The organism is Vibrio sp. LaRot3 (assembly GCF_027587025.1).
Lineage (GTDB): Bacteria > Pseudomonadota > Gammaproteobacteria > Enterobacterales > Vibrionaceae > Vibrio.
Window position 1 is genome coordinate 97,334 of the sequence record NZ_JAPPTI010000005.1, and the last position, 16,194, is coordinate 113,527.

Sequence of the window (16,194 nt, forward strand, 5' to 3'; positions counted from 1 at the left end):
ATGAACAACAAACCACAGGAACTAGAATGCTTAATCAATTCAATGTAGCTTACAGTCGCTTAGAAGCTCCTAACCATCACCAAACACGCCTATAATCGCAGCATGAGCTTTGGTTGCAGTCACGACTCACCTTAAAAAATACAGCGCGAGTAATGCCTATGTCATTCACACACAAAAGGCATTACTCATGGCGAATAGAACCCACCTCCCAAGCATTACCCTTGATAGAACTTTTGAAGATTACCCGCTGTATTACAGCGACAAGGGGTTATACGAGTCAGCACTGACCTCGATGGTTGATGTCTTTGAACAGGCTCTCAGCCAGTTTGACATCGCTCTCGCCACACGTCTGGATTTGTTTCTACCAGAAGACCATCAAGATACCGACCTCAGCATCATTAACGATTACTTTACGCTGCTTAAAGAAAAGCTCGATACGGATTCAGTGTTCTATGTATGGCGTAAGCGAGAGGACAAGGTGCCATCCCACAACTATCGCGTGATGCTGTTTACTGACTACAGCCAGCACTTTGGTCCCGCTATTTGTTGGGACAAGCGCAATGAATTGGTTGAGCATCTTAAAGGGGCTTGGCAAGAAGCGATAGAAAAGCACTACAGCGGCAAAGCGCGCTCATTGGTGTTTCTCAATGACCGAGGGAACTATAGCCTGGGTACACGCTGTAAGAGCACTGACACTAACATAAAGAACAGTGTCTTTAAACGGATGAGCAACCTTGCTGAAGCATGGAAAGAAGAGCGTTACTTCTTTGGATCTAGTGCAGATTAGACACGACTGCATTTTTTTACAGTAGCGGCTTATCTCATGGGTATATACAAAGCAGGAGACGATTCCCAATGAGATTTCTACGACTCAAAGACGTAATGGCGATTACAGGGCTAGGCCGATCCACTATCTATAAGTTCATGGCAGATGAAACCGATTTTCCGAAGAGTGTACCACTCGGTGGACGTGCAGTGGCTTGGGTAGAAAGTGAAATCGAGGAATGGATGGAGCAACGTCTAGCACTGCGAGACAACCAAGAATCCTTTCAGTAACACAAACATCAGATAAACCATCAACAGGGCGCTGGCTAAGCAAAGTCATGCGCCCTTTTTCAATTAGAGAGAGATAGAGAAATGAGTTATTCAATTTACGTAGACGGCGCCGCCCCAAATAATCAACAAGTTTGTATGCGAGGTGGCATCGGGCTGGTGGTGATGGATGAAGACAATGATATTGTGCATGAAGAGAGTATCACTATTGACCGCAAAACCGACAGTGCGGAGCTTGAGTTACTGGCCTTAGTTGAGGCGTTGGAGTACGCCGAAGATGGGGACGTGATTTACTCAGATAGTGATTACTGCGTAAAAGGTTTCAATATCTGGATGGACGACTGGAAAGACCGAGGTTGGCGTCGAGCGGATAAGAAACCCGTCAAGAACCGTCATCTGTGGCAACAAGTAGATGAGTTGAGTTCTAGGAAGTATGTCGAAGTCGAAAAGGTCAAAGCACACTCCGGTGTTGAAGGAAATGAGAGAGCTGACTTGTTAGCCGTTGAAGCCGCTACCCTATAACGCCAATGAAGCGCAGCTTGTGGGATGTACTCCACAAGCTGCTATACTCATTTGTTTTTAGTATTGATGATGCCGATGACTTCTCTTAACGTGCAGGTATTTCCTGATGACCTAATGACTTCTAATGGCCAATGAAAAGTTTAAAATACCTATCATCAAACTGGGTAACCCGTTTCTACCTTCGCCTGATGAAGTCTCAGAATTTTGTGCTCTATTGCGTCTCTACATGAGTAATATAAAGGTTAAATGCGTCAGAGGTAAACATTACACTCCCGATAGGTCGCACTCTAACATCAGCAAGGCAGGAATACACAGGACCGTTATACGTCAGTTTACTTGGCAATTCAAAGGTGTTTGTTTGAAAAGGACTGGCCCTGAATGTTTCTCTCCCAAAGAGAAGTTGATATCAACAGCGGTAACGGACTTCGCGCATAGGTATAAATGTCTGGAAAAGCATCGATGCTTGAATAGTACAAACTGACTATCGACTGTCCGTTCTCTATGCGTTTTGCTGCGTTCAAGCCTTACGATGAAGCGTTAGACGATCTGTTCAATGATGCTGAATGCGAGGTTGATACCGCTTTTGGTGAAGAAGAAATCGTTACGACCACCACCAATAAAAACGCTCGGGACAAGCACAAGCCATTTCCAAAGGGTCTGCCTCGCTAGCGTACTGTTCTGGACTTTGAAGACGAAGACAAATTCTGCTCATCTTGCCAGCCCCCATGGCACATGATTGGTGAAGATAGCTGCGAAAATCTGGAGCAGAATCGGCAAAGCTTGTGGCTGTTCCTGAAATATGAATCCATCCCGCTTACCAACAATGAAGCTGAACGGCGCATCTGTGGCAGCGTTATTCAACTCAAAATCAGCTTTGGTACCACCTAAGATGCCGGTGACAAATTCAGAGGCCGAATGCAAATATTGGTAGAAACCGGCAAGAAACGTGGGCTATCAAGCTTGTCTGTGCTGACAGAGATCGTACAGGCAGTCACTGCGCGTCAGCCATATCCAAACGTTCTGGACCAGTAGACAAAAGTCAATTGTCTACTGGTGAACGGTTACCCAATTATTATCTTCATCGTCGTTAAAATATGTCTATTCTGCGGTATTAGAGGATGACATCAGTGATAATGAATGCAAGCAGTTACTCAACTCATACCACCTGGCTATGTTGGCAATGATGGAGCAACTGGGTGTGCCAATTTATGTTACCCAAGCGGCCGTCAGCTGCTTGCCCCTGAGCGCCATAGCAAAATCATAGAGCAGCAACAAATTAGCCCAGATGTGCATCATTGCCAGCTCGAAAATGGCGTGAAAGTGTGGCTAAAACAGTTTCCGCAGGCAGAAAACATATCTACCTGAATTATGCCGCTCACGGTGGCATCAAAGCGGAATACAACCCGGCCGTTGAGCTTGCTTGCTATTGCCACTTATATGCGAAGTGGCCTCGGCCGATTTAATGCCATTGAAGCCGATCGCTTCTTAAAAGAAAATGGCATTTCCCTATACCCGATTTTGACGGGTAGCGCCCATGGCTTTAGCATGACCTCGGTTAAGCCCTCAATAGAAAATGCCTTTGCAGCCTTATATACCGCAGCGACGTCAGTGAAAGCCGATGCCGACCAGCTAGGAATCGTGAAGAGAAATGCGGCAAGCACTAAAAGCGCCCGATGGTCAATTGATCAAAGCGAGCCGTGAGGCGATGTACTGGTTGAACACTTACTATCAACTATCAACTATCAACCGTAGAGCAGTTTAAGCAAGTTACTATCGAGCAAATTCGATCAGCTTTATCGCCAGAAATATGGCTATGGCATGGTGGTGGTTGCTGATATGACGCCAAAAGAGCTGGAACTACTGCTGACGGGCTATATTGCGAACATCGAGTATCAAGATAAGGTCACAGTAGCAAGTCAAGCTGCTGGCTTTAAGCGTGAACCTGGCCACCTTAAACTTGCGTTCTCGAAAGAAGATAGCGTGCTTTATAACCAGTACTACTCAAGTTACTTCAAACCAAAGAACACTCCGAGCTAATGCAAATCACCTTGCTCTATCACATGCTCGAAAGTCGTTATCGAAATGTGTTGCGCGAAGAACGCAGCCTAGACTACACCCCGGGTGTTATCATATCGGTTGAAGATGACGCTGAAATAGCCTCAGTATTGGTGAGCCTTTCTTTGGATCCAGAGGATGTTGAAAAAATACGAGAAGCGCTCAACTTTGCTTCCGAGCAGCTCACTCAAGGCCTCACAGAACAAGAGCTCGCCACGGCTAAAAAGCAGATGATTAACACTCTATCTCAACAAAAAGATAACCCTATAGCCCAGCTAGCCTGGTACCAACGCGCCATACTATACGGCTACGACCGCGACGCGTATAACAACCCAAATAAAGTGCTAGATAATGTCACCGTTAGCGACGTTAACCACATTTACCAAGCCTTAACTGGTGAAAAAGCCACTCATTTTTAAATGAGCGGCTTTTTTTCGTTCTATAAGATGGATTTACCAAGTGTACTTAATGCCGACGCGATAACGCAGCTGTCTTTCATCAGAGGTACGGTTGAGCTTCACTTGGCCCACCTCAACAAAAGGACGCCAGTTTTCTCCGTCTGAGGTTTTAATCGAGTACATCACCCGCACATTGTGCAGGTGATCGGTTGAACCGTTGTCGAACAGTGGCTGGGCGTTGCTTTCCATCTCTTTCCAAAATTGGAATTCGTATTGGAAATCCCAGTCGCCGGTTTTGTAGCCTAACCATGTATCAAACTGTTGGATTTTAGAGTGATAGCTGTTGCCATCGGTGCCTTGCTGGGCGTAATCCCACAGTTTCCACTTGTAGCGGCCTTGAATACGCAAGCCATTGTCAAAGGCGTAGTTTAGGCGTGCATAAGGCACATAAACTAGGCCCTCCGAGGTGAAATCGAGCGAGGCACCGGCGATACCCACCCAGTTATCATCTAACTTCTTGTAGTAAAAAGCGGAGAACTCTGAGCCACCCAGAGACATTGCATCATAAGCGCCGTCTTGGTTGGCGTAGCGCGCGTCGAGCTCAAAGCCAATATTTTTTCCAGTATCGATAAATGCTTTAAAGCGATCGGCATGTTTTTGCGCGCCATCGACATACTGATGGCGATATTCAATGGTGGTTTTGTAATCGTTAGCCAGCGCTTGAGTGGTGCCAGCGGCGAGCAGCGAAGCGACGACAATTTTTGCTGTGGTATTCATAGTAACCTTTGTTTTATAGGGTGAGAGGGTTAATGGTTATTAGGTGTAGGCTTTTGCCACACTGGCTGGCACTTCTGTCGGGCGCCAAGGGTCGCCGGTGAGTTCAAGCCAAGGCATCAGTTCTTGCTCGATCAGTTGTGCGACCAACTCTTGGTTGTCGTCGGCGATGTTTTTCATCTGATACGGATCGGTGTGGTTATCGTGTAAAACGAACGTCAGCGGTTTGGCTATCTTTCGATCGACCATCAAGGTGTAGCGGTCGGTGCGCACCCCACGTCGTCCGTAGGACTGGCCACCATAAGGCATGAAGGTATACAGCTGTGAGGTTGGGCGAGTATCGCCTTCAATGCCAGCCACTGTGTTGGCGAAGTTGGTGCCCTCAACGGTGTCGGGAATGAGCGCTTCCATGCCCATCAAGCCAAATAAAGTTGGGTAGATATCGGGAGCCGAGAACAATAAATCGTCTTGACGAGGCGCGAGTTTACCTGGCCAGCGGAACATCATTGGGATGCGCATCGCTTCATCGTAATGGACGTTTTTGGTCGGTTTACCGTTTGAGCCCATGCAGCAACCATGGTCGGAGAAAAACACGACTAAGGTATCTTCAGTCAGGCCTAAACGATCAAGCTCATTGATGATCCGGCCAAACTGATCGTCCACCCCATGGACCATCGCCATGTACTCTTTAAAGTACTCTGGACCATAGCCTTCTAAGTACTCTTTATCCCACTGGACATTCGGGCGAGTATTGAGTGAGCGTGATGTTTCACCATCAAATTTATCCAAATATTTTTGCGGAACTTGATCGTATGGTGAGTGTGGCGGGTTCATCGATACCACTAAGGTAAAGGGTTTATCGCTGTCACGATAGCGGCCGTTTTCATTACGTAAATACTTGATGGCAATATCGGCCTCATGCTCAGGACTCCATTGATTGACCTTGATCGGCTGATCTCTTGGTGTCTCGTTGGTCCAATACATTGGAGTAAGGTGTTTATCGTAGGTGCCATAGGCATACCAGAAATCGAAACCGTGGCGCCTATCTGGTGCGGTCCAGTCATTCCAGTAGCGCCCTTCCATCGGGTTGTTATAGCTAGGAATGAATGGCGCTTCGGGGGTATCAAGGTGCCACTTACCGATATAACCCATGCTATAGCCTTGATCTTTTAAGATATCAGACCAAGTTCGGGTGCTTTTCTTTAGCTCAATACCAAAGTCCTTGCCGCCGAACTTACCTGCCATCGCAGTGTGGCTGTTGCCTTGAATGCCGTTTCGATATGGGTATTGGCCTGTCATCAGCATACCGCGAAAAGGGGTACACAGAGGGAAGTTAGATACCGCTTGTTTAAGCACCGCACTTTGTTTCGCAAACTTGTTTAAGTTCGGGGTATGGGATGGATCTTGGTTCATAAAGCCTAATGTATGGGCGCGCATTTCGTCTGGAAAGACGATCAGCAAATTGGGCTTTTTAGCCTGTGGGGCGCTAGGATCTGCGGATGCTTTTGGGCGACTAGAGGTGGTCGCGCAGCCGGCAGTTACCGCAGTGGCGGCCACTGCACTGGTTGCGGCCATTCCTTTTAAGAGCTTTCGGCGGGTGATAGACATGTTTCACTCCTGAACGTCAATGCATTGAATAAAGAAACGGAAAGCATCGGCTTTCAATTTCTTTCCTTAATCGAGTATAGTAATATTATTCCTTCGATTGCTTGCGGATCGTAAATGATCGAAATATTATTAGCTACGAATGGGATCACAAAATCCCGTTTAAAGCGAAAGTGGATAAAAAAATGAAAGGGAAATACGGGCCATATCTGTGCCAGAACGAAAGGGAAAATGCGATAAAGTGAAAGATATTGCGCTTTAATCGCCCATTCTGATTGGCTTTGGCGCTTTTGAGGGTTATGATATGGATAAATGCGTAACTTAACGCAAGCGTTGAGTGTCGATGCGAAAGTATGTGAAAGAGATCAAAAGTTTCAACCTTACGTGTTGTTGCTTTTATTTTTAGGTGTAAGCTTAATTCGAAATCAAGTGAAAGAGATTTTACTGGTTTCGTAAGGAGACGAGGTAAAGTGAAAAGTGCTGTCGAAAGGCGTATGGAAATCGTCAATGTGGTTAACCAAAATGGTAAAGCCCGTGTCGAAGACCTCGCTGCACAATTTGATGTCTCTAGTGTCACTATTCGTAGCGACCTGAGTTTTTTGGAAAAAAATGGCTATGTGGTGCGTTCCCATGGTGCGGCAATTCCAAATACTGGGGTGATTGCTGAATTGTCTGTTCAAGAGAAGCGTCGCCAAAATTCGGGCGTGAAATCTTTGATTGGTCAGGCGGCAGCTAAGCTAATTGAAAATGGTGACACCGTTATTCTGGATTCGGGTACTACCACGCGAGAAATCGCGTCTAGCTTAAAATCGCTAGAAGACGTAGTAGTAATGACCAACGGTCTAGATGTAGCAATGGAGTTGGCATCGGCACCTGGAGTTGAGGTGTTAATGTCGGGTGGAGTGCTTCGTAAGAATGCACTTTCTTTCTCTGGCCCGCAAGCAGAAAACAGCTTGAAGAACTACCGCTTTGATAAGGTATTTCTTGGGGTCGATGGATTCGACTTGCGTGCAGGTATCACCACACATAATGAGCAAGAGGCGAGCCTTAACCGCTTAATGTGTGAGATTTCTGAACAAGTGATCGCGGTTGTCGATTCAACCAAATTTGGTAAGCGTAGCTGCCATATGATCCGCGAGTTCGGCAACATTGATATCTTGATAACGGATTCTCAAATCCCTGAAGACTACTTACAAGGTCTTCGCGAAATGAAAGTTGAAGTTATCATTGTAGAAAAAGAGAACTAACCCCTAACTCCATCGCCACATTTTTTAGATGTTGACTTTGGAGTTAGTAAATGAACACCCTTCTTAATCTCGTTCAACGCCATAAAGCAGGCGAAAACAACGGAATTTATTCCGTTTGCTCTGCTCATCCGCTGGTAATTGAAGCGGCGCTTACTCAGGCGTTGAGTGACGATTCTTTGTTATTGATTGAGGCTACCTCCAACCAAGTAGACCAATTTGGTGGCTACACGGGGATGACGCCCGTTGATTTTCGTAACTTTGTTCTCGCGCAAGCAGAAACGCTGCGTTTTTCTACCGAGAAACTGATTTTAGGTGGTGATCACTTAGGCCCTAATCGCTGGCAGCACCTTGCAAGCGAAGAGGCGATGATCAATGCCGATGCGCTCATCGCCGCTTATGTTGCGGCGGGCTTTAAGAAGATCCACCTCGACTGCAGTATGTCCTGTGCTGATGATCCGGCTCCGCTATCTGATGAAATCGTGGCTGAGCGCGCCGCGCGCCTTGCCAAAGTAGCAGAGCAAACGGCTCGTGACACTTTTGGCCAGAGTGATCTTGTCTATGTGATAGGGACTGAAGTTCCGGTTCCTGGTGGGGCGGCGGAAGAGCTAGAAGAGCTTGAGGTGACTTCGCCAAGTGCGGCGCAGCAAACCCTTGAGTGCCATCGCACCGCGTTTGAAAGCGTCGGAGTTGGCTCATGTTGGCCTCGCGTTATCGGTTTAGTGGTTCAGCCTGGGGTTGAGTTTGACCATACTGGCGTGATTGATTATGACCCAGCTAAAGCGCAGGAACTAAGCCAAGTCGTCAACCATTATGACCACTTAATTTTCGAAGCGCATTCGACCGATTATCAAACCGATAAAGCTTATCAAGCCTTGGTTGAAGACCATTTCGCCATTCTAAAAGTGGGCCCAGCGCTGACCTTTGCCATGCGTGAAGCGCTGTTTAACCTTTGCGACATTGAAGATCAGATCGTGGCGAAGGCGCACTGTTCCAATTTACGAGAGCAGGTAGAGCTGCAAATGTGTGACGTGCCTGAGTATTGGAACAAATATTATCACGGCAGCGAATCTGAGCAGCGTTTTGCTCGTTGCTATAGCTTCAGTGACCGCATTCGTTATTACTGGCCAGATGAAGCGATTCTTCACGCGCAATCAAAACTGTTCGACAACCTCAACAGTTTTGGCATTCCACTGCCACTGCTGAGCCAATACATGCCAGAGCAATTCCACGCCGTGCGCGAGGCAAAAATCCAGGCATTACCCAAAGAGTTAGTGATCGACAAAATTCGTCAGGTGCTTCGCAGTTATGCGAAGGCGTGCAAGCTAGATAGTTTTTAAGAGGTAGAACAACATGAACCAATATCTTGGTTATTCAGAGAGCGAGCTGGAACGGCTAAAAGGCTTTTGGACCGCAAAAGAGATTGAGCAGCAGCCGGCTTGTTGGCAAAAAACCCATGCCATTATTCAAGAGTGTCGCAGCCAAATTAGCGCCTTTATGACAGACGTTTTTGCTCAGCCAAAATTGCGCATTATTTTAACGGGGGCTGGGACTTCCGCTTTTGCAGGGCGAGCTTTAGCCCCTGCGCTGGCAAAGCAAACCGGGTTGCGTATCGAAGCCATCGCGTCAACAGACATTGTTTCTAACCCAGATGAATACCTTGCAGAAGATCTGCCAACCTTGTTGGTTTCTTTTGCCCGCTCAGGTAACAGCCCTGAGAGCGTGGCGGCGGTTGAGCTGGTGAACCATAAAATCACCAAGGCGTATCACCTGGTATTAACCTGTAATGCCGAAGGAGAGCTGTACATTCGCTGCCAAGAAGACAGCCATTCTTTGGTGCTGTTGATGCCAGAAGAAACCAACGATAAGTCGTTTGCAATGACGTCGAGCTTCTCATCCATGATGCTCGCCGCGTTTTATTCTTTGACTATTTCGCAAGAACACTCGAAAGAAGTTGAAAGGTTTTGTAAATGTTCTGCAGCACTGGTTAAAGAAATTAACAAAGATATCAGTAGTATAGCATCCGAGTCGATACAACGTGTCATTTACTTAGGCAGCGGAAGCTTACAGGGTTTGGCACAAGAGTCCGCATTGAAGCTATTAGAGCTCACGGCGGGCAAAGTTGTCGCTTGCTATGACTCGCCTCTAGGGTTTCGTCACGGGCCTAAGTCGATTGTAGACAGTGAAACCATGATTGTTGTGTTTATCTCAAATGATCCGCATACCCGTCAATATGACCTTGACCTGCTTGAAGAGCTTCGTCGTGATGATAGCGCGAAACGCGTCATCGCCATCAGCGCCCAGCGTGACGACAGAGTGACGGCCGGTCAGCATTACGTCATTCCTGATATGGCGGAAGCGACGGATTCGGAGTTGCTTTTTCCTTATATGTTGTTTGCCCAGAGCTACGCTTTTCACCGAGCGATAGCCTTAGGCAATACCCCTGATAATCCTTGTCCATCGGGTGAGGTAAACCGCGTGGTACAAGGTGTCACCATCCACTATTCAAATAACTATTTAAAACAAAACTAATAAAAATATCACACGAAAGGTAGAACGCTTATGACTGCACCAAACATAGTCTGGACCCGTATTGATGAACGCCTACTTCATGGCCAGATTCGCATTACGTGGGGCAAGCACACCGAAGCTAATCTGATTTTGGTGGCCAATGATGATGCGGCCGAAGGGCCAAACGCGGCCTTTATGCAAGCTGGAATGAAGGCGTCGGCAGGAGGGGAATACGCGGTTCGCTTTTTCTCTATCCAGAAAACGATCGATGTCATCCATAAAGCCTCGCCCAAGCAGAAGATTTTTGTCTTGTGTAATAACCCGACCGATGTTGCACGACTCGTGAAGGGAGGGGTGCCTATTAAACACTGTAATGTGGGCAATATGCACTTCCATGAGGGCAAACGACAAATTGCGAAGACGGTTTCAGTCGGTGATAAAGACATTGAAGCCTTTGAATACATGGTTGGTAAGGGGGTGGTATGTACCGTACAAAATACCCCTGACCAAACCCCAGTGGATGTGCTGGAACTCGCAACGACCAGTGCATAACGCACTGAAATTTAAATCATAAACATGAATTTAACAAAGGAATAGATCATGGTTTTTGAAGCTACGCTTGTCGCTATATGGGCGTTCTTCTGTGGCATCGATAAATACGATGTCGCGTTGAACATCCACCGACCACTTATTACTGGCCCCATTGTTGGTCTGATAATGGGTGATATGCAAACCGGCTTAATCGCTGGTGCCACGTTGGAGTTGGCTTGGTTAGGCTTAGTGCCTAACGCAGGTGCTCAGCCGCCTGATGTCACAATGGGTACAATTGCTGCCGTTGCGTTTGCAGTCATGACGGGTCAATCCGCTGAAGTGGCTATGGGTGTTGGTATGCCTATCGCGGTATTGATGCAGATGTTGGTAATTGGTTTCTTCGCACTGACCTCATTCACTATGGGTAAAGCAGACCGATTTGCAGAAACTGGAGATTCAGGTGGTATCGATCGGTTACTGGTGACCACCATCAGTTTGCGAAGCCTAATGTATGCAACCGTTGCCTTTATTACCGTCTACTTTGGTGAGCATGCGGCCAGCTGGATTGATGAGAACGCGCCGAAAGTCCTACTTGAAGGTCTAGGCATTGGCGCCAAGATGGTTCCAGCGATTGGTTTCGCGATGTTACTTAAAATCATGTGGTCGAAAGAAGTGTCAGGTGTGTTCTTTATCGGTTTTGTGATGACGACTTACCTAAAACTGCCAATCATGGCGGTGGCAATTCTCGGCGCATCAGCAGCGGCACTGTACTACTTCTTTAGCGGAAACAACGGAAGTTCAAATAACCAACAAGTAGAGGAATTTGAAGATGGCATCTGATATCACAGCGGGCACTCTTGCCAACAACAATACCAAGGTTCATGAAAATCTGGTGGACGATGTCGATTCATACGAAGACACCACGCCACGCCAGGTGATCACCAAGAAAGATCTGTGGAAATGTGCTCTGCGTGGCCTGTTCATGGAAGGTAACTTTAACTTCGAACGTATGCAGGCGGGTGGTTTTGCTTTCTCTATCATCCCAGCGCTGAAAAAGATCCACGGTGACAACAAGCGTGATTTAGCCAAAGCATTAAAGAACCACTTACAGTTCTTCAATGCCAGCCCTAAGCTGTTCACTTTCTTGCTTGGTACTGCCATTGCAATGGAAGAAAACAAAGAAAAGCCATCGACTGTTAACGTCATGAAGGTGGCGGGTATGGGGCCAACCGGTGGTATCGGTGATGCGATTGATCACATGACCCTGATGCCACTGACGTTAGCTTTGGGCGCGTCGATCGCGATGGAAGGCTCTATTGCCGGCCCGTTCGTGTTCTTCTTCTTGTATCAAATTGTTCACTTTGCGGTGTACTTTGGTCTGATGTTCATGGGCTATAAAGCGGGTACCGCGGCTATGGTCAACATGAGTGATGCGACCGAGAAGTTAGCGAAAGCGGCCAACATTATGGGTATCTTCGTTATCGGGGCCTTGTCGGCGACCTTTATACGGGTGCAGACCACCGCTTCCCTCGAACTGGGCGGCAAATTGGTTGAGCTACAAAGTGCTCTGTTTGACAAGATCATGCCGAACTTACTGCCGCTGGCTTTAGTGTTCTTTATGCTTAAGTTGGTGAAAGGCACAGGCTTCTGGGCGAAACCTCCGGTGCTGATCTTCTCTACCCTTGCGGCAGGTGTTGTAGGACACTTCCTAGGTATTCTTTAATAAAAGCAATTAGTTAGACTAGTAAGGAAGGGGGAGGTGACTCCCCCTTAATATCAACGAGGTAGTTATGATTGGTATTGTTGTTTCAGGGCACATTAATTTTGCCACGGGTATGCAGTCGGCGGTCAAAGCGATTGCGGGTGAGCAAGAGCAGATGCAGTTTATCGATTTTGTCGAGTCGATGTCGACCGATGATCTGGAAGTTGAATTACGCCGAGCGGCGAAAGAAGTGGACTCTGGCGAAGGGGTGCTGTTTTTGACCGATATTCCTGGTGGTTCACCGTGTAATCGTGCTTTGGCGATTTTGATGGACGGTGAAAATGTTGAGCTTATCGGTGGTGCCAACCTACCGATGATTGCTAACGCCGCGTTTGAACGTGAAGACGGCAGTTTAAAAGAGTTGGTCGAGACATTGTTAGAGATTGGTAACTCTTGCATGCAAGACATGCGTAAAGAGGTGGAAGCGTTAATGCAGCCCGAGGAGCCGGTTGCCGAGTGTGAAGACGGATTGTAATCATGCGTCATGCTTATGTTGCCGATCGAGTGTTTACCTCTCAAGGCGTAGAGAGCAACTTAGCCGTGGTGGTGGAAAACGGAAAGATTGCTGAACTAACCCGCTACACTCCCAGCGATTGTGACGTTACTCACTTAGCTGGCCAGTCTTTGCTTCCGGGATTTATTGACATCCATATCCATGGGCGTAATGGCTTTGATGTGATGGATGCCACGGATGAGGCGCTGAACGGCATTTCCGCTGCGCTACCGAAAACGGGGGTAGTCGCATGGGTTGGCACCACAGTGACAGCGCCATGGAGCGACATCACTGATGCGATCTCTCAGATAAAAAGTTATGTCGCAGAGCGCCCGCAAGCCTCGTGCCAAGTGGGGGCCGAGCTATTAGGTAGCTTTCTTGAAGGGCCTTATTTCACCGAGCCTTATCGCGGCTCTCATCCGCCCGCGTATTTAAAGCCAGCGACCATCTCTGAGCTCGAGCAACTGCTTGAGGCGGGAGGAGACAGTTTAATTCGTGCCGCGGTTGCGCCTGAAGCACCAATGGCCATGGAAGCGATTCGTTGGTTAACGACCCATGGAGTCAAAACTTCAGTGGCGCATACCGAAGCAACGTTTGCTCAGGTGACCGAGGCGTACCAACTTGGTGTAGATTGCGGCGTTCATCTGTTTAACGGCATGCGCGGTTTGCATCACCGCGAGCCGGGCTGTACTGGGGCGGTGTTATATCACGACATGTTGGCAGAGCTGATTGCCGATGGCGTTCATGTTGATCCTGTGATGATGCAACTGGCTTACCGAATGAAAGGCTATCAGGGCATCGCGTTGATAACCGATTGTATGCGCGCTGGTGGCCTGGCTGACGGTGAGTACCCGTTTGGCGCCCAAACTATTACGGTGAAAAACGGTGAAGCTCGCAGCCCTTGCGGCTCGCTTGCTGGGAGCACCTGCAGTTTAGACCAAGCAATACGTAACATGATTTTTCATAGTCAGGTGCCCGAGTGGGAAGCGGTGCAGATGGCATCGGCAGTGCCAGCTCAGTACTTGGGTTTAAGCGATCGTTTAGGCAGCATCGCAGTCGGTATGGATGCCAGTTTCACCTTAGTCAACGATCAATTTGAAATACAAGCAACCTCAATTTTTGGTGGCTGGGCTTATCAGAAGAGTTAAGCAAGTTTACCTCTGTTGAGATCTTTTTAAAAAACAGTTTTAAGCCACCTCGCGAGCAGGGAGTGTGGCTTGCAATGCAAAAAAGTGAAGAGGCTTTAGCATGGAAATTCGTCAACCTATCCATAGTGAGCACGCTAAGCAGTTAGATACTGCGGGGTTACGCGAGCAGTTCTTGATTGAAAATCTGTTTCAGTCGGGACAGATTAATTTAACTTACAGCCATATCGACCGCATCATTGTTGGTGGGGCAGTACCCACGAGCGAGGCTATCGCTTTTGAAGGCGGCAAAGAAATTGGCGTCGATTTCTTCCTTCAGCGCCGCGAACTCGGTGTGATCAACATCGGTGAAGCGGGGCTGGTGGTTGTTGATGGCGAAACCTTTGAAATTGGTGCACGTGAAGCGATTTATGTCGGCATGGGTGCTAAAGAAGTGCGTTTCGAGAGCATCTCTGCAGACAAGCCAGCGCGTTTTTATCTTAACTGCGCCCCTGCGCATCAAGCGTATCCCACGCGTAAAATCAACCGTGACGATGCTGCGCCAGAAACTTTAGGCAGTCAAGAAAACTGCAACGTACGCACCATCTATAAGTACCTGCACCCAGCAGTATTGCCGACCTGTCAGCTACTAATGGGCATGACAGAGTTGGCACCGGGCAGCTTGTGGAATACCATGCCGTGTCATACCCATGAGCGCCGTATGGAAGTGTACTTATATTTTGATATGCAAGCAGATAATATCGCTTTCCACTACATGGGCGAGCCGCAAGAGACGCGTCATATTGTGGTTCGTAACGAGCAAGCGGTGATCAGCCCAAGCTGGTCGATTCATTCAGGCGTGGGCACGGCGGCCTATACCTTCATTTGGGGGATGGTGGGTGAGAACCAAACGTTCCACGATATGGACCACGTTGCGATGAGCGATCTTAAGTAAACCCATACCGATTTTTCATATCCATCAGTAAAAGCGAAACCTTGTGATGATCTGCTCTATGGGAATCATCACGGCTTAGGTTTCGCTTTTTTTGTCAGAGATTTCCTCACCTGGTAATCAGGGTAACTTTCGTTTTGTTATATTTTCTCTTTCATTTTGACTAAGTGTTACTTAAATTAACACTTAGCCTTTCATTTGCTTTTGTTTTTGGTTTTTATGTGAACTTGGTCTCTTTAATTTTTCGTATGCTTTCGTATTATTTTCATAGTTCTTCGAAAGTGCGGTTGATAAGGCAGTTAGTCACCAGCATGTTTTCGATATTGTTAACGAACCACCATAGCTATAGCCGTGCGGGGTCATCTCCACCGCTGCGCTCTCTTTGCTATGGCACAAAGCTAGGAATGAATAATGAAACTTTTTGATCTCACAGGTAAAGTAGCTATCGTAACCGGTTGTAATACAGGTCTTGGCCAAGGTATGGCACTGGGTTTGGCAAAAGCGGGCGCGAACATTGTTGGTATTGGCCATGAGCCTGCGCCAGAAACGCAGCAGCAAGTTGAAGCGCTAGGGCGTAAGTTTCATTACATTACCGCAAACTTAATGGAGCAAGCACAGCTCAACCAAATCGTGGCAGAAGCGGTAGAAGTGATGGGACAAGTCGATATCTTGGTTAATAACGCGGGCATTATTCGCCGTGAAGATATCTTAGAGTTCTCGGAAGAGAACTGGGACGACGTGATTAACATCAACCAAAAAACTTTGTTCTTCCTTTCTCAATCAGTCGCGAAACAATTTGTGAAACAAGGTAACGGTGGCAAGATCATTAATATCGCTTCAATGCTGTCATACCAAGGTGGCATCCGCGTGCCATCATACACTGCGAGTAAGTCGGCGGTGATGGGGCTGACCCGTGCTTTGGCAACTGAGCTTGCGGAGCACAACATCAATGTCAACGCGATTGCCCCAGGTTACATGGCAACAGACAACACTGCGGCGCTTCGAGCGGATGAAGCGCGTAACACAGCAATTTTAGAGCGCATTCCAGCCAACCGTTGGGGAATGCCAGCCGATCTTGAAGGACCTGCGGTATTTTTAGCATCAAGTGCCAGTGACTACGTCAATGGTTATACCGTAGCCGTTGATGGCGGCTGGTTGGCGCGTTAAGGA

The 16,194-nt window shown here is 47.6% G+C and carries 20 protein-coding genes and 1 pseudogene; 19 read left to right on the forward strand and 2 right to left on the reverse strand.

Features of this window, described 5'->3' with window-relative positions; genetic code table 11:
* The first annotated feature begins 187 nt into the window (after positions 1-187).
* From OH461_RS12270 to OH461_RS12310, 9 genes and pseudogenes are all read left to right on the forward strand, one after another.
* Positions 188-787 carry a YagK/YfjJ domain-containing protein gene (locus OH461_RS12270; RefSeq protein ID WP_270020907.1) on the forward strand — a complete coding sequence of 200 codons (600 nt, stop codon included), beginning with the start codon at positions 188-190 and terminating at the stop codon, positions 785-787.
* Between the two features lie 68 nt (positions 788-855).
* The gene (locus tag OH461_RS12275) at positions 856-1,056 is read left to right on the forward strand and encodes an AlpA family transcriptional regulator (RefSeq protein ID WP_252535843.1); all 201 of its coding nucleotides are present in this window, start codon (positions 856-858) and stop codon (positions 1,054-1,056) included.
* 81 nt (positions 1,057-1,137) lie between these two features.
* Positions 1,138-1,575, forward strand: coding sequence for an RNase H family protein (locus tag OH461_RS12280; protein ID WP_270020908.1), 438 nt, complete (start codon positions 1,138-1,140; stop codon positions 1,573-1,575).
* A gap of 501 nt (positions 1,576-2,076) precedes the next feature.
* Positions 2,077-2,244: a hypothetical protein gene (locus OH461_RS12285; protein ID WP_270020909.1), complete on the forward strand. Its 168-nt coding sequence runs from the start codon at positions 2,077-2,079 to the stop codon at positions 2,242-2,244.
* A 96-nt stretch (positions 2,245-2,340) separates the two neighbouring features.
* A pseudogene (locus OH461_RS12290) lies at positions 2,341-2,607 on the forward strand (IS66 family transposase); the annotation flags it as partial.
* Between the two features lie 105 nt (positions 2,608-2,712).
* Entirely contained in the window at positions 2,713-2,940 is a 228-nt protein-coding gene (locus tag OH461_RS12295) for a hypothetical protein (RefSeq protein ID WP_270020910.1), read from the forward strand.
* A 72-nt stretch (positions 2,941-3,012) separates the two neighbouring features.
* Positions 3,013-3,276, forward strand: a complete 264-nt coding sequence (locus tag OH461_RS12300) for a hypothetical protein (RefSeq protein ID WP_270020911.1) — start codon at positions 3,013-3,015, stop codon at positions 3,274-3,276.
* Between the two features lie 117 nt (positions 3,277-3,393).
* Positions 3,394-3,612 carry a hypothetical protein gene (locus OH461_RS12305; RefSeq protein ID WP_270020912.1) on the forward strand — a complete coding sequence of 73 codons (219 nt, stop codon included), beginning with the start codon at positions 3,394-3,396 and terminating at the stop codon, positions 3,610-3,612.
* On the forward strand, positions 3,612-4,049 hold the full coding sequence (locus OH461_RS12310) for a hypothetical protein (RefSeq protein ID WP_270020913.1): 438 nt from the start codon (positions 3,612-3,614) through the stop codon (positions 4,047-4,049). The genes OH461_RS12305 and OH461_RS12310 overlap by 1 nt, the downstream gene beginning before the upstream one ends.
* A gap of 33 nt (positions 4,050-4,082) precedes the next feature.
* On the opposite strand, the gene OH461_RS12315 is transcribed toward OH461_RS12310, so the two are convergent.
* Positions 4,083-4,805: an oligogalacturonate-specific porin KdgM family protein gene (locus OH461_RS12315; RefSeq protein WP_270020914.1), complete on the reverse strand. Its 723-nt coding sequence runs from the start codon at positions 4,803-4,805 to the stop codon at positions 4,083-4,085.
* Between the two features lie 39 nt (positions 4,806-4,844).
* Positions 4,845-6,410 (reverse strand): sulfatase family protein, encoded by a 1,566-nt coding sequence (locus tag OH461_RS12320; protein ID WP_270020915.1) that lies wholly within the window; start codon positions 6,408-6,410, stop codon positions 4,845-4,847.
* Between the two features lie 467 nt (positions 6,411-6,877).
* Here OH461_RS12320 and agaR point away from each other — a divergent pair, with 467 nt between their 5' ends.
* The 10 genes from agaR (at position 6,878) to kduD (ending at position 16,191) form a co-directional block, all read left to right on the forward strand.
* Positions 6,878-7,654, forward strand: coding sequence for a transcriptional repressor AgaR (gene agaR / locus OH461_RS12325; protein ID WP_270020916.1), 777 nt, complete (start codon positions 6,878-6,880; stop codon positions 7,652-7,654).
* Between the two features lie 50 nt (positions 7,655-7,704).
* Positions 7,705-8,991 (forward strand): tagatose-bisphosphate aldolase subunit KbaZ, encoded by a 1,287-nt coding sequence (kbaZ, locus tag OH461_RS12330; protein WP_270020918.1) that lies wholly within the window; start codon positions 7,705-7,707, stop codon positions 8,989-8,991.
* Positions 8,992-9,004: 13 nt separating this feature from the next.
* A complete protein-coding gene (locus OH461_RS12335; protein WP_270020919.1) occupies positions 9,005-10,183 on the forward strand; it encodes an SIS domain-containing protein in 1,179 nt (392 codons plus the stop codon).
* Positions 10,184-10,213: 30 nt separating this feature from the next.
* Positions 10,214-10,714 (forward strand): PTS N-acetylgalactosamine transporter subunit IIB, encoded by a 501-nt coding sequence (gene agaV, locus OH461_RS12340; RefSeq protein WP_270020920.1) that lies wholly within the window; start codon positions 10,214-10,216, stop codon positions 10,712-10,714.
* 48 nt (positions 10,715-10,762) lie between these two features.
* Complete coding sequence (agaW, locus tag OH461_RS12345) at positions 10,763-11,533, forward strand: PTS N-acetylgalactosamine transporter subunit IIC (RefSeq protein WP_270020921.1); 771 nt, start codon at positions 10,763-10,765, stop codon at positions 11,531-11,533.
* The gene (locus OH461_RS12350; protein WP_270020922.1) at positions 11,523-12,416 is read left to right on the forward strand and encodes a PTS system mannose/fructose/sorbose family transporter subunit IID; all 894 of its coding nucleotides are present in this window, start codon (positions 11,523-11,525) and stop codon (positions 12,414-12,416) included. Before agaW ends, OH461_RS12350 begins: the two co-directional genes overlap by 11 nt.
* A gap of 67 nt (positions 12,417-12,483) precedes the next feature.
* Positions 12,484-12,930: a PTS galactosamine/N-acetylgalactosamine transporter subunit IIA gene (agaF, locus tag OH461_RS12355; protein ID WP_270020923.1), complete on the forward strand. Its 447-nt coding sequence runs from the start codon at positions 12,484-12,486 to the stop codon at positions 12,928-12,930.
* A 2-nt stretch (positions 12,931-12,932) separates the two neighbouring features.
* Positions 12,933-14,096 carry an N-acetylglucosamine-6-phosphate deacetylase gene (nagA, locus tag OH461_RS12360; protein WP_270020924.1) on the forward strand — a complete coding sequence of 388 codons (1,164 nt, stop codon included), beginning with the start codon at positions 12,933-12,935 and terminating at the stop codon, positions 14,094-14,096.
* Positions 14,097-14,196: 100 nt separating this feature from the next.
* Positions 14,197-15,027 carry a 5-dehydro-4-deoxy-D-glucuronate isomerase gene (gene kduI, locus OH461_RS12365; protein WP_270020925.1) on the forward strand — a complete coding sequence of 277 codons (831 nt, stop codon included), beginning with the start codon at positions 14,197-14,199 and terminating at the stop codon, positions 15,025-15,027.
* A 408-nt stretch (positions 15,028-15,435) separates the two neighbouring features.
* Positions 15,436-16,191 carry a 2-dehydro-3-deoxy-D-gluconate 5-dehydrogenase KduD gene (gene kduD, locus OH461_RS12370; protein WP_270020926.1) on the forward strand — a complete coding sequence of 252 codons (756 nt, stop codon included), beginning with the start codon at positions 15,436-15,438 and terminating at the stop codon, positions 16,189-16,191.
* Positions 16,192-16,194: the final 3 nt, after the last annotated feature.